General features: G+C 72.2%; 18 protein-coding genes. 7 read left to right on the top strand and 11 right to left on the bottom strand.

Going from position 1 to position 19,387, the window contains the following annotated elements:
• Positions 1 to 300: 300 nt before the first annotated feature.
• From ACIP79_RS19855 to ACIP79_RS19845, 3 genes are all read right to left on the bottom strand, one after another.
• Positions 301 to 834 (bottom strand): kinase, encoded by a 534-nt coding sequence (locus ACIP79_RS19855; protein ID WP_401225012.1) that lies wholly within the window; start codon positions 832 to 834, stop codon positions 301 to 303.
• A gap of 237 nt (positions 835 to 1,071) precedes the next feature.
• Entirely contained in the window at positions 1,072 to 1,773 is a 702-nt protein-coding gene (locus ACIP79_RS19850) for a class I SAM-dependent methyltransferase (RefSeq protein ID WP_401224951.1), read from the bottom strand.
• 118 nt (positions 1,774 to 1,891) lie between these two features.
• Positions 1,892 to 2,356: a hypothetical protein gene (locus tag ACIP79_RS19845; protein WP_401224948.1), complete on the bottom strand. Its 465-nt coding sequence runs from the start codon at positions 2,354 to 2,356 to the stop codon at positions 1,892 to 1,894.
• Between the two features lie 190 nt (positions 2,357 to 2,546).
• On the opposite strand from ACIP79_RS19845, the gene ACIP79_RS19840 reads away from it, so the two are divergent.
• On the top strand, positions 2,547 to 3,842 hold the full coding sequence (locus ACIP79_RS19840) for a helix-turn-helix domain-containing protein (RefSeq protein ID WP_401224945.1): 1,296 nt from the start codon (positions 2,547 to 2,549) through the stop codon (positions 3,840 to 3,842).
• 307 nt (positions 3,843 to 4,149) lie between these two features.
• Here ACIP79_RS19840 and ACIP79_RS19835 read toward each other — a convergent pair whose 3' ends face one another.
• The 4 genes from ACIP79_RS19835 to ACIP79_RS19820 form a co-directional block, all read right to left on the bottom strand.
• The gene (locus tag ACIP79_RS19835; RefSeq protein WP_401224944.1) at positions 4,150 to 4,767 is read right to left on the bottom strand and encodes a class F sortase; all 618 of its coding nucleotides are present in this window, start codon (positions 4,765 to 4,767) and stop codon (positions 4,150 to 4,152) included.
• Positions 4,768 to 4,870: 103 nt separating this feature from the next.
• Positions 4,871 to 5,524 carry a hypothetical protein gene (locus ACIP79_RS19830; RefSeq protein ID WP_401224941.1) on the bottom strand — a complete coding sequence of 218 codons (654 nt, stop codon included), beginning with the start codon at positions 5,522 to 5,524 and terminating at the stop codon, positions 4,871 to 4,873.
• Between the two features lie 835 nt (positions 5,525 to 6,359).
• Positions 6,360 to 7,532, bottom strand: a complete 1,173-nt coding sequence (locus ACIP79_RS19825) for a hypothetical protein (protein ID WP_401224938.1) — start codon at positions 7,530 to 7,532, stop codon at positions 6,360 to 6,362.
• A 1,265-nt stretch (positions 7,533 to 8,797) separates the two neighbouring features.
• On the bottom strand, positions 8,798 to 9,193 hold the full coding sequence (locus tag ACIP79_RS19820; protein WP_401224936.1) for a hypothetical protein: 396 nt from the start codon (positions 9,191 to 9,193) through the stop codon (positions 8,798 to 8,800).
• Between the two features lie 323 nt (positions 9,194 to 9,516).
• On the opposite strand from ACIP79_RS19820, the gene ACIP79_RS19815 reads away from it, so the two are divergent.
• From ACIP79_RS19815 to ACIP79_RS19800, 4 genes are all read left to right on the top strand, one after another.
• A complete protein-coding gene (locus ACIP79_RS19815) occupies positions 9,517 to 10,122 on the top strand; it encodes a sugar O-acetyltransferase (RefSeq protein ID WP_401224933.1) in 606 nt (201 codons plus the stop codon).
• A gap of 271 nt (positions 10,123 to 10,393) precedes the next feature.
• Complete coding sequence (locus ACIP79_RS19810; RefSeq protein WP_401224931.1) at positions 10,394 to 10,723, top strand: ANTAR domain-containing protein; 330 nt, start codon at positions 10,394 to 10,396, stop codon at positions 10,721 to 10,723.
• A gap of 274 nt (positions 10,724 to 10,997) precedes the next feature.
• A complete protein-coding gene (locus ACIP79_RS19805; RefSeq protein WP_401224929.1) occupies positions 10,998 to 11,960 on the top strand; it encodes a threonine/serine dehydratase in 963 nt (320 codons plus the stop codon).
• Between the two features lie 943 nt (positions 11,961 to 12,903).
• Positions 12,904 to 13,797, top strand: coding sequence for an NAD(P)-dependent oxidoreductase (locus ACIP79_RS19800; protein WP_401224926.1), 894 nt, complete (start codon positions 12,904 to 12,906; stop codon positions 13,795 to 13,797).
• 245 nt (positions 13,798 to 14,042) lie between these two features.
• Here the strand turns inward: ACIP79_RS19800 and ACIP79_RS19795 are convergent, their stop codons facing one another.
• A complete protein-coding gene (locus tag ACIP79_RS19795) occupies positions 14,043 to 14,621 on the bottom strand; it encodes a GNAT family N-acetyltransferase (RefSeq protein ID WP_401225010.1) in 579 nt (192 codons plus the stop codon).
• Positions 14,622 to 14,740: 119 nt separating this feature from the next.
• Entirely contained in the window at positions 14,741 to 15,172 is a 432-nt protein-coding gene (locus ACIP79_RS19790; protein WP_401224924.1) for a hypothetical protein, read from the bottom strand.
• A 361-nt stretch (positions 15,173 to 15,533) separates the two neighbouring features.
• Here ACIP79_RS19790 and ACIP79_RS19785 point away from each other — a divergent pair, with 361 nt between their 5' ends.
• On the top strand, positions 15,534 to 15,803 hold the full coding sequence (locus tag ACIP79_RS19785) for a GlsB/YeaQ/YmgE family stress response membrane protein (RefSeq protein ID WP_383683813.1): 270 nt from the start codon (positions 15,534 to 15,536) through the stop codon (positions 15,801 to 15,803).
• A 192-nt stretch (positions 15,804 to 15,995) separates the two neighbouring features.
• On the opposite strand, the gene ACIP79_RS19780 is transcribed toward ACIP79_RS19785, so the two are convergent.
• Complete coding sequence (locus ACIP79_RS19780) at positions 15,996 to 17,522, bottom strand: alpha/beta fold hydrolase (protein ID WP_401224921.1); 1,527 nt, start codon at positions 17,520 to 17,522, stop codon at positions 15,996 to 15,998.
• A gap of 93 nt (positions 17,523 to 17,615) precedes the next feature.
• Here ACIP79_RS19780 and ACIP79_RS19775 point away from each other — a divergent pair, with 93 nt between their 5' ends.
• The gene (locus ACIP79_RS19775) at positions 17,616 to 18,593 is read left to right on the top strand and encodes a MerR family transcriptional regulator (protein WP_401224919.1); all 978 of its coding nucleotides are present in this window, start codon (positions 17,616 to 17,618) and stop codon (positions 18,591 to 18,593) included.
• 274 nt (positions 18,594 to 18,867) lie between these two features.
• Here the strand turns inward: ACIP79_RS19775 and ACIP79_RS19770 are convergent, their stop codons facing one another.
• On the bottom strand, positions 18,868 to 19,221 hold the full coding sequence (locus ACIP79_RS19770; protein WP_401224918.1) for a hypothetical protein: 354 nt from the start codon (positions 19,219 to 19,221) through the stop codon (positions 18,868 to 18,870).
• Positions 19,222 to 19,387 lie beyond the last annotated feature (166 nt).

Raw genomic sequence — 19,387 nt, 5'->3', positions numbered from 1 at the left:
CTCTTGGCCCCCGCAGGGCGGCAGGGGCACCGGAAGGGTGCGGCGCCCCGAGCGCAGCCCGGGATCCGGGAGGGCGAGGTCGGCGGTCGTCACCGTCGTGTTCTCGGCGGGGCCGGTGTGCTGTGCCAGGCTGGTGGTGCCCGGCGGTACCCGTCATCTCGGAGCCGTGCCAGCGCCGGGTACCTGTCGTCTGCGGTGCGTCGCAGCCGGACGGTGGTGCCGGTTGCCGGTTGCCGGTTGCCGGTTGCCGGTCAACAGTCAGCGGTCAGCGGTCAGCGGTCAGCGGTCAGCGGTCAGCGGTCAGCGGTCCAGTGCGGGCAGACGGGCCAGGCCTGTGTCGAGGAGGATGTGCTCGATGGTTTCGGTCAGGGCGCTGGCGGCGCCGATGACCTTTTCACCGCCGCCGGGCAGCAGGTCGAAGGGCCGGTACCACTCACGCAGTTGTGTCTCGGTGACGTCGTCGGCGATCGGCTTGGTGGTGTGCCGGGCGAGAGTCTCGGCGAACGGCACGTCCAGGTAGTAGCCGTGGCTCGGGCCGCGGTGGTCGGCGCGGAGCTGGGCGAGCATGTCGCCGTAGTGGTCGGCGTAGAGGATGCCTTCGATCACGACGTGGAACCCGGCGTCCAGGGCGTAGCGGGCTGTCAGGTCGATCAGGCCGATGTTCGCTGCGTTCGGCCGGTCGCGCTCGCGCAGCACGATCCGGCGGAGATTGTCCTGACCCACCAGCGCCAGACCACGCCCGAACCGTTCTCGCACGCCGGCCGCGACCGACGACTTGCCCGACGCGCTGTTGCCGCGCAGCACCACCAGCCGGGTCTCCTCCGTGCCCACCATCACGGTCGTCACGTTACCGACAGTCGGGCACTGCTCGGGCGTATCCCTTGCCGGTGGGGAACGGTCTGCGGCGCCAGGTCCTCGTCGGGCGGGCGCTGGTGGGGCCGGGAGCCACAGCGCGGATCTCGTTCCCGCCGGGTGGGCCCGGCGGGCGGCCGCGGTTCATCCTGGACCTGCGCGCCCCCGGTCTCCGGCCGGTCCGGCCGGGGTGGGAAGCCGAGCCGGTCGGCAGTTGCGTCAGAGGGTCCGTTGGTCCCCCGTGCGGAACGCTGTCATCAGGAGCGTGTCGGCAGCGCGCGGCCCCGGCCGGCCGGGCAGCACCTCGGTACTGATCCGGGTGAACCCGGCCTCGTCGAGGAGTTTGGTCCACACGTGTTCCTGGAGTACCCAGCGGTGCAGGAGGGCTGCCCCGCCGTCCGGCGTCTTCGCACCGATCTCGGTGTGCTGGGCGTCGGAGTGCGCGGGCGCGCCGCCGAGGTGATGGGCGAGGGTGGCGAACACCAGCCGCCCACCAGGGCGCAGCGCGCTCGCCGCCGCCGGGAGCAGTTCGCGCGGCTCGGTGAAATCGACGGCGCCGAAGACGCTGTAGAGCACGTCGTAGGTGCCGGCGCTGGTCCGCAGGTGGGCCGGTACGTCGCGATGAAGCAGGCGCAGCCGCGGGGCGAGGTGGCCGTACAGGTCGCCGGCCATGGCGTGCTGGGCGGGCGAGGCGTCCATGGCGGTGATGCGGGCGGGCTGGTGGTGGACGGCCAGGTGGGCTGCGTGCCGGGCCGCCCCGGCGCCGAGATCTCCTACGCGGCGGCCGGTGAGGTCGCCGAGGAGTTCCGCTCCGGGACCGCTGTTCTGGCCCCAGTTCCAGTGGAAGGCGCCGGGCACGGTGCGGTCGGTGGCGTGCCGGGTGCGGCCGTGGTGATGCCAGAGGTCTGCGGTGCGGGTCACCCGGCTCATCCTGGCGGCGGCTATCGGCCGGCGGGCAGGTTCGGCCGGATCTCACCCGAGGGTGTGGCACGGGCCCCGGCCTGTGGCCGGGGCCCGTGATCACTGTGTGTCGGGCTGGTCAGTGGGAGTCGCTGCCGGGGTGGCAGGGGCCGCACTTGGCGGCGTCCGCCCACAGCGGGAGGTCGACGTCCCAGCCGTCGGCGGCGATCACGTCCGCCGTGCGCAGCACCGAGCCGTCGTCCTTGACGTCGACTTCAGGCAGGTGGTGGAGGAAGTGGCCGCCGTTGAAGCGGTTGCACAGCTCGAAGTAGGTGAGGGTGTCGAGGATGACGGTGTGGACGCCGATGTCGACGAGTGTGCTCGGGGCGAGTCCGAGGCTTTCGCCCCGGTGCCGCATGGCGGTCAGCAGGTAGGCGTAGCCCTGGCCAAGGACACGGGCTGCCATGACCGAGTCGTAGGGGTGGTCCCGCATGAGGAGCCGGACCTGCTTGTCCCACAGGGCTGCCGGCACGGCGTTCCGGGCTGAGCGGACGGTGCCGGCTGTCGGGTCGAGGGCCGGGGGGAATGCGGCTGCGGTTGCCATAGGTGCCTCCAGTGGGCGGTGCCCCGCGGCTCGGGGCGATGCGTCCAGCACACCGTGCCGGCCGGCCGCAGCGTGGTCATCTGCCGTACGGCGCAACGGCTTTGCGCATCCTGCAAGCGGCCTCGACGACGCCTGCGACCCCCTCTACCGTGGGACGCCCCCGGCAGTGCGTGCGGTGTGGGAGGGTTCCGTGCCCGTAGACCCGCTCTGGAACAGCATGACGGCCAGTCAGATGGCCTCGCAGCGCCGTCCCGGCGCCCTGATCCGGCTCGGACGCGAACACCATGCGTGGACGCTGGCCGCGTTCGGGGAGCGGATCGGCTGTTCGGCAGCCACCGTCTCTCGTCTCGAACGCCGCTCGCGGGTGGTCGACTTGGCGCTCGTGCACCGGGCGGCGGCCGAGGTGGGCATGCCCCGACACGTCCTGATGACTTCTCTGGCGCCACCTCTCGTTGCGGTACCGGCCGGTACTAGAGTGACGGCCTGTTCGCGTGACGCCGAGGAGGACCCCATGCGCCGCCGTACGCTGCTCACCGCCACGGCGGCCACCGGACCGGCTGCCCTGCTCATGGGGCTGGACGAGGCCCTCGCCGCCACCCCGGCGCCAACGAGTGGCCTGGGGCCGCTGGACCGCCGCCTGGCCACCGCCCGCCAGTTCTACGACAAGGGCGTGCACGGCCGGCTCCTGGCCGTGCTGCCCGGCCTCATCGCGGACGGACACCGTGGCGCCGTCTCCCGCCGGGGCCTCGACCAGGCCCGGCTCTCCGCCGTCTACACCCTGGCCTCCTCCGTCCTCAGCAAGGTCGGCTCCCACGAGCGGGCCCGGCTCACCGCGGACCGGGCCCGCACCTGGGCCGAGGTGTCCGGCTCACCGCTCGCGGCGGCCGCTGCCGCCCGGGAACTGGCGATCGTGTGGCGCCACCAGGACCACCACGGCGAGGCCCAGCGCCTCATGACGTCAGCGGCCGCCGATGTGGAAGCGACCGGCCTGCGCACAGATGCTTCAGCGGCCGCGTACGCGCAGATGCTGTGCACGCTCGCCTACACAGCCGCCCGGGGAGGGCAGCGGGCCCAGGCGCTGGCGATGGTCGAGGAAGCTCGCCGCTCCGCCCGCCACCTGTCCCAGGCGCCGCCGCCTGGCCGCCTGTTTCCCATCAGCTCGGCCGCCGTCGACCTGTACGCGGTCGGCGTGCACTGGGCACTCGGCGACGCCGGCGCCGCGCTGGAAGCCGGGAAGAATCTGCGGCCCGGTCAGTTCCCGACCGCCGAACGCAAAGCGAGGCTGGGCACGGACATGGCGCGGGCCTGGTGGGCGTGGAACCGGCCCGAGCAGACCGCCCGCGCGCTGCTGGACGCACACCGGGCCAGCCCCGGCGAGGTCCAGGACCGGCCCGCGATCCGCGGCATCATCAACGAACTTGCCGAGCGGCACCCGCACACCACGGGCGTCCGCGAGCTCCACTCCGCCGTGGCGATCGCCGGCTGACCGCCACGACCGCGACAATCCCACGGCCCCACCCACGTTTCCGCGCGGGGTGCTGCCGCCCCGCAGGCGTGGTGGCGGACAGCTCGTCCAGGGCCGGTGGTGACGTCGGCGAACGGGAGCGGGCCGTCGGCCGGTGTGGGTAGGCCGGGGGCGTCTGGGGTTCGGGCCAGGCGAGCGGACAACCGGCGGCGCGTGGTGGAGGCGCGTGTCCCGGCCGGGGGGTGGATCGTGTCTGTTGCCGCGGCGCGGGCGGGCGGGCCGGTCACCTCGTTTTGAGGTGCCGGCCGTTTCCGCGTCGCTCGTGTGCTCAGGCTGCCTGCTTCTTGAGCGAGGCCAGGTGGGCGAAGACGACGACGTTGGCCGAGTAGCCGTGCTTCTTGTCGAAGCTTCCGCCGCATGTCATGAGTCGGAGTTCGGGACGGTTGGTGGTTCCGTACACCTTGTTGTCGGGGAACTTGTCTTTCGCGTACTTCTTGACCTCGTCGACGGTGAAGACGGCGGTCACCCGGTCGGCCCGGGTGACCTTCACCGTGTCGCCCCGGTGCAGGGTGTTGAGGTTGAGGAAGATCGCCGGTCCGGTGTCGGTGTCGCGGTGACCGACGATCAGGGAGGTTCCCGCTTCGCCGGGTGAGGGGCCGTTGCGGAACCAGCCCACCACTTTCGGCCTGCTCAGCGGTGGGGCGCCGAGCCGGCCCTTGCTGTCGAGGTCGAGGCCGGTGACCGGGGCCTCGATGAAGATGGCGGGGATGGTGATCTTCACCGGCCGGGAGCGTGACAGGGGTGCGTGCTGGGCCTGTTGGGGGCCCCGGTCGCCGCCGCCCTCGGCGTCACCAGCGCGGGCGGCGGCGGGCGCGGACCCGTCCGGGGAGTCCGAAGTCGCCCAGACGATGCCGGTCACCAGTGCGAAGGTCGCGCACAGCGTCATCGACAGACGGCACGCACGACTGGGGCCCCGTCGTCGCCGTGGCCGTGGCCGTGGCTGTTGCCGTGGTTGTGGCTGTTGCCGTGGCTGTGGCCGTCGGCTCTGGCTATGCCTCGTTGCGGGCACGGCGGCGCGCGCCTCGGCGGATCATGATCAGCGTGGCGAGACCGATCCCGCCTGCGGTCAGGGCGGCGGCGGTCCCGGCGTTGGAGTCGCTGGAGTCGCTCTGGGAGCTGACGTTCTCCAGGTCCGGGACGCCTCCGCCGCCTGCCGGCACCGCGCCGATGGGCTTGCGGTAGTCCTTGTCCGGGCCGATCTTGTCCGCGGGGCTGCGGTCGTGGTTCTGGTGCCGGCGGCAGTCGACCGCGAACCTCTTCTGCTTGGGGCCCGCCGGGGTGGTCCACACCAGCTGGTACGTGCCCTGCGGGAGCCGGTACTTGGCGCTCTGCGCCGAGCCGTTGATCAGCGGCAGCGTGCTCTGCAGCGTGTCGCCCGGCGGAACGGTCGGAGGCTGCGCGGTGATCGTCCAGGCGACCGCCGGCAGCGACTCGAAGTTGCTGGCGGAGAGGACGAACTCGCACACCTCGACTCCGTCGCCGCCGCGCGAGTGCCAGTCGAACGAGCGGACGTCGATGGCGCCGCTGTCACCGGGAGCGGCATAGGCAGCTCCCCCTCCGGCGAGGGTGGCACCAGCGACGACGGCGGCCACTGCGGCACTCCCCTGGACGCTACGGGAGCGGAGGAAAGAGGACATGACCATGCTGAACTCCTTCAAGCCCGGAATGATTGTAGTACTTATTGACCAAGCCCCTAAGGAATGCCATAAAACGGGAAAAGAAGCGTTGAGACACCGCAAAAGTCTTCAGATACAACCCGAATAGACCAAGTCGCCCCCACGGCTGCGTCCGTCACACCTGGTCAGAAGCCTTTCCACGCGCGCGTGGTGAGGCGTGTGCGATGTGGACGTGGATGCGGATGCGGATGTGCCGCGCCGTGCCGGGCGTGGAGAGGGCCGGGCGAGACTGGAGTGGCCGCTGCCGCCGGAGTAGGTGGCGGCAGCGGCCAGCGCCTGCCGGGGGCGTTGTGCCTGCGCCGCCGTGGACGGCGCCCCGGCCGGTGCCGGGGGCGTGTGTGCCGTGAACGTCTGCGCCCCGGAACGGTGTTGCTGAACACGCCGTGGCGCGGTCACGTGGGCGCCTCGGTGACAGCCCTTGGCCGACCGGGGGGCGGGGCCATGAGGGGGTGCTTCGAGCGCCGACGCCCCGGCCGCGCCGCGCCCGGCCTCCGCATCCCGCCCCGTCTCGACTTCCTTGTCGCGTAGGGAGGCTGACGCCCGTTCACCGGTGAGGAGGGACCATGATGCCGAGGACGGGCTGGTCCTGGAAGGGGCGAAGGGGCGGGTGATGGGGCTGCTTGATCAGATTCGGGCCTGGCGTGTGCATGGCCCAGCGGTCAGCAGGACGTGGGGAGCGCGGCCGTACGGGGCACGACCGGCAACGTCCAGGACATCATCGGGGGCATCTGGTGCCGCGTGGGGAACCGTCAAGCGGGCTTGTTGGCTGTTGGCTGTTGGCTGTTGGCTGTTGGCGGGGGCGTTACCTGCCGAGGAGGCCGGAGACGGCGTCCACCAGGCCGTCGAGCAGGCCGGCTGCGGGTGTCTCGGTCGGCGAGGGTTCGGCCGGGGTGCTCGGCGGCGAAGGAGTGGCCGAGCCCGGCGGCGTCGTCGCTTCCCCGTCGGTGGCGGGGGGCGTCGTCTGGTTCGGCTGGGCGGCGCTTGTTTCCGTGCTGCCGGTGGGCGGTGTCCCGGTGCCGTTCGCCTTGGAGGGCGGGGTGGCGGCCGGGTTGCCGGGTGCGGTGCGCGTGCCGTTTCCGTTCGGCAGTGGGCCAGTCGTCGCGTCCGCGGCCGTGGTAGTCCCGGTGCGCCGGCCCTGCGGTGCTTCCGGGGCGGTGGACGCAGGGCTGTCGGCTGCCGGGGTGGCGGGGGCCTGCCGTCCGGGGCGCGGTGCTTCGTCCGCACCCCGGTCCTGGCTGCCGACGCTACCGGGCATGCCGGGTATGCGGAGCCAGGGCGCGGTGGAGTTGCTGTCGGTGACGGCGACGCCGAGAGTGGCCACGGAGCACACGCAGCCGGCCGCTACGAGCCAGCCCATCCGGCGCATGCGGCTGGCCCGCCGGCCGCTGGGGTCGACGAATATCGGTGCGCCGCCCGGCGATCCGGACCGGCTTTCCGGGTCGTGGCCGTCCGCGGGGTGTTGTGTCGTTGAGTCCTCGCGGTGCGAGGCGCTGTCGTCCGTCTGAGCCTTGGCGGCGGTCTGCACGACGTGTGCGCGGGGGGTGCTTGCGGGTGCCGGGGCTGCGGTGGCGGGCGGAGAGAGGGGCTCCTCGGTCAGGTCCGTCAGGTTCCACTCGGTGGCGGGTATCCGTGCCGCGTCCTGTGGCGAGGGCTGCCACTGCCACATGCCCTTCCGCTGAGCCTGCGGGCTCGGGCGGGGGCGGGGTGCGGCCTCGGCGTCCGGGCTGTCCGCGGCGCCGGGCACGGCGGGCGCCATCGCCGTCGCGCGGTTTTCCGTTCCGGGTGCCGGCGCGTGCGAGTCGTCTGCTGGATCGGCCGTCTCTCGTCGCGGTTGCCGGGGGGCCGGCTCGTGGAGGTCGCGCTCGGTACGGACCATGACGTCCGTGCGGCGTTCCATGACGTCCTTGCCGTGCTGCTTGACGTCCCTGCCGTGGTCCGGGCGTATATGCCTCTTCTCGCCCGCCTTGCCTGTCATGCGACTGCCTCTCACTGGGGTGGTGTTGACCCGACAGCACAACCGGCAGTCGGTGCGGCAGCCGGCGGCGACTCCCTACGATGACAGGGGGTGCCGTCCGCTTGCCGCCGCCGGCCTGCGTGCGTAATCCGTTGCCGTCGTGGCGCCCGGATTGGTCCGAAGTGGAAAAGTTCGGACCAAGCCTGGTGTCCGTATTGGCAGTTACGGTCACCGGGTTCGCCGGGACATCGGTCACGGGGGCGGGAACGGGGCCGGGGACGTGAGCGGCTGCGGTGGAGGCGGAGGGCCGGCGCCCGGCCGGTGGGCCCGTCCTGTCACAAAGGCGCTCGCCCGGCGACGTGATGTGGGGCCGGTGACTGGTGAGGGGGCCCGCGCTGTCGCCGTTCATACGGTCGCGGGGCCGACGGGGAACAAACAGAACTGGTTGACCGTTCATCCGTATGTGGCTGCGGAGGGGACAGTGTCCCCGGGCCTCACCTCCAGCCCATGGGGACGATCGTCCGGCTGAAGCCCCATGGAGCCTTCCGCCGCGAGGCGACCGCCCTCCGCACGCCACCACCTACCGCCCCGGCTGGTCTCCCCCGTCCAGCCGGGGCTCTGACGTTCGCGGCGGCCGGGACGTGGGGCCGGAAGGCGGCCGACAGGCAGGCACCGGCGCCTCGGCAGCGGGCGCCGGCCGGGCCCAGCCGGTGGCCGGTACCGGTCAACGGGGGGAAATTGAGGCGGGGGCCGTCGTGGTGCGTGCGGCGGTGGCCTTCGGCGCCGGACCGTGTCGACGGGCCGTGTACCGGCGGGCCCGTGTCCGGCGGGCGTGCGGCGTTTCGCCGTGCTGCACGGCGCCAGGGCCCGCTTCGCGCTGCTGAAGAGCGCGCGTTGTCCGCACGGGTGCTCCGCCACAGGGCCGGGGTCAGCCGCGGCGGAGCACCATGACGACGGCGATGACGATGATGATGAGGACGACGGTTCCCAGGCCTATGTACATGGGGTTTCGCTTTCTCTCGGTGAACGGCACCTCTGTGCCGCGGAAGTCCGAGTGCCCTCATCTCTGGGATACAGCCGGGCCGTTCGGTTCCTTTGCCCGATTAATACCACCCCACGGATCCGGCTGGGGCGGGCCCGGGCCTTGCGCTCCGGGGCAACCGCCCTGGCGGGGAACGCTGTTCGGGGCGACATCGCCCGCGACGCAGCCGGACCGGGGCGCCGTATCCCCCGGCCTCTCCCCCGCCGGGGTTCGGCTGCGCCTCCCCAAGAGGCGGCCCTGCGCGCTATTTCAGCGCGTGCGCCGCGGCCTGGGCAAGAGTGCTCGCCGCGTCCGAGCGCGCCGCCTTGGTCGACTTCTTGTCGGCCAGCACCTTGGCGGCGGCGGTGAGAACCTTCTTGCCGGGCCTGCGCGACGACTTGGCCGGGGTCTGGGCCAGGGCGCTGCCCGCGGCCCTCTTCTCGGACTTCGACCGGTTCTTGGCCTGCACGGTCTTGCCCGCGGCGGAGGCCGACCCGGACTTGGTCGTCTTCGCGTCGGCCGCGCCCGCCTTGCCGGAGGTCTGCGACAGTGCGCTCGCAGCGGCCGTCCTGCTGCTCTTCGACTTGCCACCCTTGGCGGCCCGGCCTGCCGCTGAGGCGGCCTTCGGGTGCGTGGTGCCGGATGCCTTCGTCTTCGCCATGTCGCTCTCCCTGTGTTCGTCCGTCGGTTCTGTCGTCCCCCTCGGGTACCCGAACTTCCCTGCATGCAACGGCTGAAGGCCCGGCACCCCGGAAGGTGATCGAGCCGGGCACTGCGCGAGCACCCTCGCCCCCTGCGATATCCGGGCCGGCCCGCCCTGCACATGCGTCAACGGCGGCAGGTGCGACGGTGCCGGCGGTGTCCAGGGCGCGCCCGGTGCCGTACAGGTCGCCTCCTCGCGCCGCCCGTAGGCTCTCGCTGCGCAGTTGACGCGGAGCGCGGCACGCCTGTGCTCCAGGGGTTCGATGAACGGAGTGTTCTGTCGTGTCGCACGCTTATGAGGAGGACGTCCTCGCCCGGATCGGCAAGGGCCTCCTCTACTCCGAGTCGGAAGCAGCCTTCCAGGCCCCTCGGCGCCGCACCGAGCAGATCTTCGAGTACAACCACACGCCGCCGGGCGAGACGGAAAGACGCCGGTCGCTGCTCGTCGCGATCTTCGGGTCGGTCGGCCAACGCACGGTGCTGCTGCCGCCGTTCCACGCCGGGTTCGGAAGCAACGTCCACATCGGTGACGACTTCTTCGGCAACGTGAACCTCACGTTCGTCGACGACGTCGACATCCGCATAGGCGACGGCGTCATGATCGCCCCCAGCGTGACGCTGACCACGACGGGACACCCGGTGCATCCCTCACGGCGCGTGGACTTCGCGCGGTTCTCGGAACCGATCGTCATCGAGGACAAGGTGTGGATCGGCAGCAACGTGGTCGTCCTTCCCGGCGTCCGTATCGGATACGGATCGGTCATCGGCGCCGGCAGCGTCGTCAGCCGCAGCATTCCCCCCATGACCGTCGCCGTCGGAACCCCCTGCCGGGTGGTCCGCCCCATCACGGACGACGACCTCACCACCCGTACGGCGGGGGGCAGTTAGTCCCGCGCTTCCGCGAGATGCCCCGTCCTCCGACGGGCCGAGGCCGGGTGTCCGCCCCCAGGCCCAGGCCTGCGCCCTGGCCCTGCTGTCGGCCATCGCCGGGTGATCTTCGTCTCGGGTCGGGCCGGGTGGGGCTCGCCTGGGCGATTTCGGGGCAGACGGTGAAGCAAGGGCAGGTCAGAGACCGGGGGTCTTCGCTGCGAAGGCGAAGGTGATGGCGCTGTTCCTGCCGAGGCCTGGGCCAGCGTGTGAGGAGTCGTTGGAGGAGCGCATGGAGGAACGTGTCGACCACCGCGCGGTGGGACAGCCGCAGGAACAGGTGGGTGAACTGCGGGAGGAAAACGCCCAGTTGCACGAAGCTTTGCGCTCGCACGCGGTGGTGGACCAGGCGATCGGAGTGGTCCTGGCCCTTGGGCGGCTGACCCCGGAGCAGGGATGGGATGTCCTCAAAGAGGTGTCGCAGCGGACCAACGTCAAGCTCCGTCACGTCGCGGAACTGCTCGTCGACTGGGCTCGTACGGGAGACCTGAACTCCGATGTCCGCACGGAGCTGGACCGGCAGCTCGCGCAGTACAAGCGGCGTCGGCAGGCCGAGGAGTGAGCGGTCCTCGCCGGCGGCAACCGCACGCCCGCCGACCGCCCGGTGCAGGGTGCCCGCCCAGAGCAGGACGACGTGCGTGTCGTACGGCTGCGGGGGCGTCGTTGCCCGGTCATCGCGCGCGGGTTCCGCCGGGCGGCCGCGGCGGTGGGCACGAGGTGCGCCCGGTTCCGGGGAACTGCCGTAGCCGTACGAGCCTGGAGGGGGCGTACGTGTGCGGATGCTGCCGCGGGTGCGGGACAGGACGTCGGCGCCGCACCGCGGTACGTTGCCGCTCATGCCCGCGACGCGCCTTGACCTTGCCCGGATCCGGGCGGCCCGCCGTGACATCGACCCGGTCTTCCTGAACACGCCGCTGTACCGGTGCGACGCGTTGGGGCGCGAGCTCGGCTGCGCGGTGAGCATCAAGCTGGAGACGGCGAACCCGGTGCGCAGCTTCAAGGGCCGCGGCACCGAACTGGTCGCCGGCCTGCTGGCCGGGCAGGGCCGCACCGCCGCGGTGTGCGCGAGCGCCGGCAACCTCGGCCAGGCCCTGGGCTGGTCCGGCCGGCGCCGTGGTCTGGACGTGACGGTCGTGGCATCACGCAGGGCGCCCGTCGCCAAGCTCGACCGAATCCGTGCGCTGGGCGCGGAGTTGGAGCTGGTCGACGGCGATTTCGAGATGGCCCGCGAACGGGCCGCGCAGATCGCGCGGCGGCGCGGCATCCGGCTGGTCGAGGACAGTCTCGACATCGAGACCTGCGAGGGCGCGGCGACCATCGGCCTGGAACTGGCGGACGGGGCGCCCTCCTTCGACGCGGTCCTGATCGCCCTGGGCGGCGGCGCGATGGCCACCGGCGTGGGCTACGTCCTGAAGAGCCTCGCGCCGGATGTCGAGGTGATCTGCGTGCAGCCCCTCGGCGCGCCCGCGATGACCCGTTCCTGGCATCAGCGCCGGGTCGTCACCACCGACTCGGCCGACACCATCGCCGACGGCGTCGCCGGCCGGTACCCCATCCCCGCGGTCCTGGAGGACCTCCTCACGGTGGCCGACGACGCCGTCCTGGTCCGCGAGGCGTCCATCGTCACGGCCATGCGGATGCTGCTGGAGCGCGCGGGCCTGATCGTCGAACCCTCGGCGGCCCTCGGCGTCGCGGCCGTCCTGGAGGACCGCGACCGCTTCGCCGGCCGCCATGTGGCCACCGTCATCTGTGGCAGCAACGTCGACCTGGACGCCTACCATCGGTGGGTCCGCACGTGACTGCGGGACGGCACGGGCAGGCAGTGGGAGTAGCGTGCGTATCCCCGGCTGTCCGGTCGCTGGTCGTCCACCGTCTGCCTGGCGCCGCCGGGTTCGCGTGAAGGAGGACAGCCCGTTCCCCGATCGCATCTGCGACCGGGGAATGTGAGCACGCGCCTGCCGGCCCATGTGCCGCCGGGCCGTCAGCGGCCGAGGTCGACGGCTGAGTGACGGCGGGCTGCCGGTGCGGCAATCAGGCGCAACCTGTCGGCGACACCTGGCGTGCGCGGTCACGGCGTTTTCCCGGAAAGAGCAGGGAAATGGGAGCCGAGCTGTGTTCAGGTCGACGGCTTCCCTTCCCTGCTGCTCGTGACGTCGGTCTCCAGGCAGTCAAATGGTGTTCATCCAGTGCCCCATCATGCGTGCTGGAAGATCGAGCTCTGAGATCAATGCCACCAGGCATGGCACCCCGGTTTTCCCCGTCAGCTGTCGTCGTCTTCAGCACGCAAAGCCAAGGGAACGCCGGACAAAATGGTCTCAGGAGAATTCCAAGTGCGGATCGTGGGCGGCGCGGACCAGCGGTGGAGGGCGGCGGGTCGAGTGCTTCGGCTTCTCACCGCACGGGGCGGCCGGGGCCGAGCAGGCCGTGCCGGGCGAACCCTCGGCGGGGGTTGCCCGCCTTCCCCGTGGTCACAGGGAAGGCCGTGCTCGCAGACCTGGTCATGTGAGCGGTACACGGTCCGCCGATGCCCAGCACTGCCCAGCACGCGGTCCGCGCTGCCCGGTTGCGCTCTGTGCCCACGCCTCATGCGGCAAGGTCCCCTGCCGGGAGCAGCACGCGGGGAGCGGGGTGTGGGCAGTGCGCTCGCGGTCGGCTTGCGGGTAGCTGTGGCTGCCGGATCCCCGTACCCGGGTGAGGGCGCACAATCTCTTCAGCGGAGTTCATGCGGGGCCGGAGGGGTGGATGATCTGTCTGATCGGGGTGGGACGTATGGGAGGGCACATCTGCTCGAACCTCGTCCGCGCCGGATACCAGGTTCGGGCCTACGACGTGGATCCCGGGCGCAGAGTCACGGCCTGGGCCGGCGGGGCCCGGTTCGCGGATTCGGCCGAGTCCGCGGCAGCGGGCGCGGACGTCCTGATCACTGTGCTTCCCGGGCCTGAAGAAGTATCAGACGTGGTCGGCGACGCCGTTCTGCAGGCGCTCGCCTCGAACGCGACCTGGATCGACATGAGCAGCAACACGCCTACAGATGCCGAGCCGCTCCGACGACGCGCGACGACACACGGCGTGAGCGTGCTTGACGCGCCGATGGGCGGCTCGCCCACCGACGCCGCCGCTGGGCGGTTGCGGCTCTTCGTGGGGGGAGAGGGCGACGTTCTGGCACGCCATCAGCCGCTGCTGTCCGCCGTGGCCACCCGCGTCACGCACGTCGGCGGCCACGGCGCCGGCTACACGGCCAAGCTGCTGGTCAACCTTCTGTGGTTCGGCCAGGCCGTCGCCACCGCGGAAGCCCTCCTCCTGGCCCAGCGGGCCGGTATCGATGTCGGCGTACTGGCCGAAACCCTGGCCTCCAGTCCCGCGTCCTCCGCCTTCATCCGCAACGACCTTCCCTCGCTGCTGGCCGGCGACTACCTCGCCAGTTTCGGCCTCGACCACATCCTCGACCAGCTGGCAGCGGTCACCGCTCTCGCCGAGCGGCTCGGAACCCCTCACTCCCTCGCAGACGCCGTCCGCCGGGTCCATGAGGACGCGCTCGAGCAGTACGGGCCCGTGGACGGCGAACTGCTCGGGGTGGCCCTGCTGGAAGAGCGGGCCGGGACACTGCTGCGCTCCGCGCCGCAGCCTGGGGAGTGATGAACTGTCCTGCGGCACACGCTCCTTCAGGCCCCTGCGGCTGATGGCACCACGGGGATCGCGGCGCCGACCCGCCCGCACCGTCGGGCGAAGCGTCATGAGAGTTCGCGGCGCAGCGGGACAGAGCCCCTCTCTCCTAGAGGGAGATATGTGAGCGTTTACCCGGTTCGTCGTGTTGAGTGTGGGTGAGGCGCAGTGATCAGTGGTTCGGGGCGTGGTCGATACCGGGTGCCGGGCGGTGGGACTCAGCGGGCGGGAGCCGGCTCGGACGACGGCCGCCATTCCCGCCTGAGCAGCCCGTAGACCCATGAGTCAGAGACCTCGCCGTTGACGACGCAGTCTTCTCGCAATGTCCCTTCACGCAGGAAGCCGAGCTTCTCCAGCACGCGGGCAGATGCCACGTTGCGCGTATCGGCCTCAGCCTGGACGCGATTCAGGTCCAGCGTGTCGAATGCCCACCGCAGCAAGGCACGCGCGGCCTCGGTCGCATAACCGTGGCCCCACGCTGCATCGTCGAAGCAGTAGCCCAGCGACGCGCTGCGGAAGTCCGGATTCCACCTGTTCAGGGTGCACCAGCCGATGAACGCCCCATCGGAGACACGATCGACGGCCAGCCGCGTCCCGGTGCCTTCCATTTCCATCTCTCGGCAACGGGTGATGAACTTCTCGGCGCGCGCGCGTTCGGTCCACGGTGGATCGTCCCAGTAGCGCAGCACGTAGGCGTTGCTCTGCAGCGCGAAGAGGTCGTTCGCGTCAGCGTCTTCGAAGGCACGCAGTCGAAGGCGAGAGGTCTGCAACGAGGGGGTGGGCAGCGGCGTCCTCATGTTCCGTCCCGTGATCGGCGGCCGGTCAATCAGACATCCGATGCGGCTCACTCGCAACGGGTTTCCTCGGCGGGCCGGCAGAACGACGCGAGGGGGCCGGTGGGAGGTTCGCCAGGCGGTTACGGTCGCGGCCTGCTGAACAGTCCCGGCTCGGTCTCATCGAGGATTCCGCGCCCGGCCAGGCGCTTCAGTCTGATGCGGACGTTGTCGATGTCGTTCGGGACGAGGTCCAGGTCCATCGCCTCGCACACGTTCCTCGCCCGTAGCGGAGCGTCGGTTTCGGCGGACACGGCCATGATCTGCTGGCAGGCGGGGCCGCCCGGCAGGGCTGGAGTCGGTGTGGCCGGTGCCGAGGGCGTTTCGTCGGGCAGTTCCAGGAGCGTTTTGCGGGTGATCGTGATGTGCTCGGCGCCCTGGGCGAGTCCGTCCAGCAGCACGGTCAGCTGCGCGATCTGCTCGTGAGCGGCCTCCGCTTCCACAGCGATCTGCCGCTCGCGGACCTCCAGACGTGCCGGCAGGACACCGAGGGTCTGCTGTGGGCCGCCGCTCATGCGCTGCGCCAGGACGGGGTGGAGGGGAGGTGCCGGTCGGTCGACGGGTCTTCGCACAGGCGAAACCGAACCAGGCATCAGGTCACGTACCGCCCTCTCACGACGGTGCACCGCTGGAGGAGTGCCGGGCCGCCTTCCGCGGGTGACCGCGAAGGCCCTTCGGCGCAGGCGGCGCTGTGGCTGTTACGGACGGGCTGCCGTGCGCCCGGAGTGCCGGCTCCTGGCGTGCGCAGGGGGCCTGCGAATGCGGCGAGTCTCCTCTCCGGACTTCCGCGAACCTGCCCGCGAGGTTTGAAATCGCCGACACGGAACACACGGTGTCTCTGACACAGCCTTTATCTGACCAGGTAGGAGACACATCATGGGCATCATCGCCTGGATACTCATCGGTCTGCTCGCGGGCATCATCGCCAAGGTGCTCATGCCTGGCAAGGACCCGGGCGGCATCATCATCACGATGCTCATCGGAGTCGCGGGAGGCCTCCTCGGTGGCTGGCTCGGCAAGGTCATCTTCGGCGTCGACTCCATCGACGGCTTCTTCGACATCTCCACCTGGATCGCCGCCATCGTCGGCTCGCTGATCCTCCTCGCCCTGTACCGGGTCGTCACGGGAAACCGCCGCCACGCCTGACCCCACCCGCGCGCCCGGCGAACGGCTCCGTCCTCCCCCGAGGACGGAGCCGCCCCCTTTTCATCGGGCCGCGTCCCGATGGCAGAGATCGTCCGTTACGAAGCCCCCCTTCGGCTGAGCTTCCCGAAGACGTTTCCTGGGCGGCTGCTTCAGCCGACGCAGACGAGGGCCACCGGGCTCCGGCCGGCCGGCTCAGGCCGTCAGGTGTGCCCGTACCGAGCGCATCGCGTGGTGCACGGCCTGGCGTGACTCCTCGGTCGGGTCGAGGCTCTCGAACCCGTGGCGGCCGTGCGGCACGTCGACCACCTCGACGTGTGCCCCGCTGTCCTTGGCCGCGGCCAGGAACTCCTCGACCGTGGCGGCGATCTCGGGGAGTTCGCGGCCGATGCGGGTGAGCACGATGGGCAGGGTGCCCGCGCGGGCCACCGCGGCGGCCGGGTGGAAGCGGCTGCCGGCCATTCCCCAGTTCGGCAGGGGCGCCAGGATCGGGTAGGTGGCCACCAGGCAGCGCAGCCACGAGGGGGGCGCCCCCAGCCAGTGGGCCGTGAGCGGGCCGCCGCCGGAGAAGAACCACAGCGCGATCCGGTCCGCGTCCACGCGCGGATCGGCCCGGACGCGCTCCACCGCGGCGGCCACGTCCGCGGCGGCGCGCGGGTAGTCGGCGACGTCGTGCAGGCGGTGGTCGAGGGTCGCGCCGGCCATCCCCTGCCCGGCCGCGTACCGGGCGTAGCCCGTCAGGGTCGGCCAGTCCCGTGGGGTCGGCCGGGCGTCGGCGGGCAGGGGGCCGCCGTGCACGAACACCACGGCGGGTGCCGGTTCCCGGGCGTCGGGGAGGTACAGGTCGACGTTCTCTGTGCGCTCACGCGGGAGTTCGGGCACGTCCAGCAGGAAGGGCCGTAGATGCGGGGGGAGTTGTCCGTCGCGGGCCGGCGTGAGCCGGTGTCCCTCGCCTGCCGCGGCCCGCAGCAGGACCTCCGCCAGTTCGGCGGGGCAGGACAGCATCGGCCAGTGCCCGGTGGGGAGTTCGAAGAGGGTCACCCGGGCGTCGGCCAGGGCCTGCAGGGCACGGTCGCCGAAGTCCAGCCGCATCTGGAGCATGTCGAGGCTCGCGCCGTTGCCGGTGCACAGCACCCCGGTGGCGGGGAGGGCGGCGGCCGCGCCGGTGAGCCGCAGCGGCTGGAGCAGGGTGGCCAGCGGCTGGGGCGCGGCGAGGGCGGTGAGCCGGTGCAGCGCCGCGTCGGGGACGCCGGCCGTGCTGCCCCAGCGCTGCCACTCCCCCGGCGCCGGGGGCGGCAGTTCCCCGGCTCCTTGCGCTCCGCCCGTCGCGGCGAGTTCGGCCACCAGGGCGCGCAGGGACGGGTCGGGCACCGCGGCCAGGGCGGGCAGGCCGTCCTGCGGCATTCCCGCGTCCAGGTGGACGATGCGGGCGATGTGCTCCGCGCGGCGGTCGGCGGCGCCCAGCAGCGGGTGGATGCCGTAGTCGTGGCCGACCAGCACGATGTCCCCGCCGGACGCCGCGCGGACCGCGTCGATCACCGTGAGGACGTCCGCGATGTGTGTCTCCAGGTCGATGCCGGGCGACACCGTGCCGCAGGGTGCGTCGAGTCCGGTGAGGGTCACCGGGTGGGCGCCGGCGCCCTTCGCGGTCAGCCGCCCGGCGGTGTCCTGCCACACGTGGGCGCCGGTGAACATGCCCGGCACCAGGATGAATTCGGTCATGGCCCTCTCCTCGTACGCCGTCGTCCGCGGGCCGGTCCGGCCGGCTGTCCGCGTCTGGCCGTACGGTAGGAACTCCCCCTGAGGGAGGTTCAAGTGGCCACGTCGCACGACGGTCTGCGCAGCATCGGCGAGCTCGCCGAACAGGCGGGTGTCACCGTCAAGACCGTCCGTTTCTACTCCGACGGCGGCTTGTTGCCGCAGGCGTCCCGCAGCGCCGGCGGGCACCGCCGGTACGGCCCCGACGCGCTCGGCCGGCTGCGCCTGATCCGCTCCCTGCGCGCCCTGGGCCTGCCGCTGCCCGAGGTGCGGCGCGTCCTCGACGAGGAGGACGCGGAGGACGCCGGGACCGGGGCGGGGGCGGGGGCGGGCAGCGCGCTGGAGGACGCCGTCGCCGGACAGCTCCGCGGGCTCGGCTCCCAGCTGAGGGCTCTGCGGTGGCGGGAGGCGGCGCTGCGGCTGGTGCAGGAGTGCCCGCCCGGGGAGCGGGCGGACCGGCTGCGTCTGCTCGGCGCGGTGCCGGGCCCGCCGAGTACGGCGCCGCTGGCCCGGTTCTGGCGCGGCTGGCTGCCGCCGCGGATGCCGGCCCGGCCGGCCGCCGCGTTCCTGGAGGCGGCGGTGCCGCAGCCGCCCGAGGACCCGGCCCCGGCCCAGGTCCTGGCCTTCGCCCGGCTGAACGCCCTCGTCCGCCGGCCGTGCACCGGCGGCGAACGGCCCCAGCCCGTGGCGCACGCGATCGCGGGGGCCGGCGGGTCGGCCGTGCTGTACGCGGGTCTGGCCGAGGCGTACGAGCTGGCGGGTGTGCAGCTGCGCGCGGAGCGGGAACCGGGCCCGGGAGAGGCGCTGGACGGTTTCGTGGCCGCGTACGTGAGCGCGTACGGCGCCCGGGACACCCCGGACTTCCGCCGTGTGCTGGCCGGGCAGCTCGCTGCCGACCCGCGGATCGACCGGTACTGGGAGCTGGTGGCCGAGGTGATCACCCCGCGGGGCGGCCCGGCGGAGCCGACCCCCGGTTCCGCACACGACTGGCTGTGCGCGGCACTGGACGGGCAGACGGCCGCCGCGACTGCCTGACCCGCGAGACCGCGAGCCGTGCCGCCTGCGAGACCGTGCGCCCGTGCGCCCGTGAACTGTGCGGCCTGCGAGCTGTGCGCGCTGCCGTGCTGCCGTGCTGTCGGCGGCTTCGACGAGGGGCAAGGCCGCCTCGTCGCGCGTGGTACGGGCCGCTCAGCAGACGGAGGGGCCAGGCAGGCGGGGGCTCCCAGACGCCGGGAACCCGCCGGGATTCGCCGGGAAGTCGCCGGGTCTCGGCGGGCCTGACTGGCCCTCACGGGGGCTCTTTTTCGGGTCAGCGGGCCTGGAACACGACCGAGCGGAGCTTGAGGCGGTCGGTGGCGGGGCGGCCGTGGGGGCGCAGGGTCCAGGAGTCGCCCGTGCAGTCGGGCCCGGTGAAGACGATCGCGAACTCGTCCGTGTCGTTGTGCGGTGCGAAGGCGGGCCCGGAGGCGTCCGGGTCGGCGGCTTCCTGGAGGGTGACGCACTCACTGCTCGCCGGGTCGTGCAGCGTGACGTCCTGCGGCTGCCCGTTCATGCCGGTGAACCGGTAGCCGAAGTCGCCGGTGGCGGCGTGGGCGGGGGCGGCCAGGGCCGCGGTGAGGGCGAGGGCGCCGCAGGCGGCGGCGAGGGAGTGGCGCAGACGCACGAGGATCTCGTTCCGTGAGAGGGAGGGGGTCGACGGCACCCTTTGCCGCGCCGCGCAGGGCATATGCGGCACGCTGGGGACGTAAGGTTTCTCCCTCACCCGTCCGGCCGCGGCCGTACTGCGCGGGGCGCTGCCCCCCGGCGGATCCCGGGGTCCTCGGCGGATC

This window comes from Streptomyces sp. NPDC088747 (genome assembly GCF_044751025.1).
GTDB lineage: Bacteria > Actinomycetota > Actinomycetes > Streptomycetales > Streptomycetaceae > Streptomyces.
Note: the sequence above shows the minus strand (reverse complement) of the source record. Positions and strands in the feature narration are given on the sequence as shown.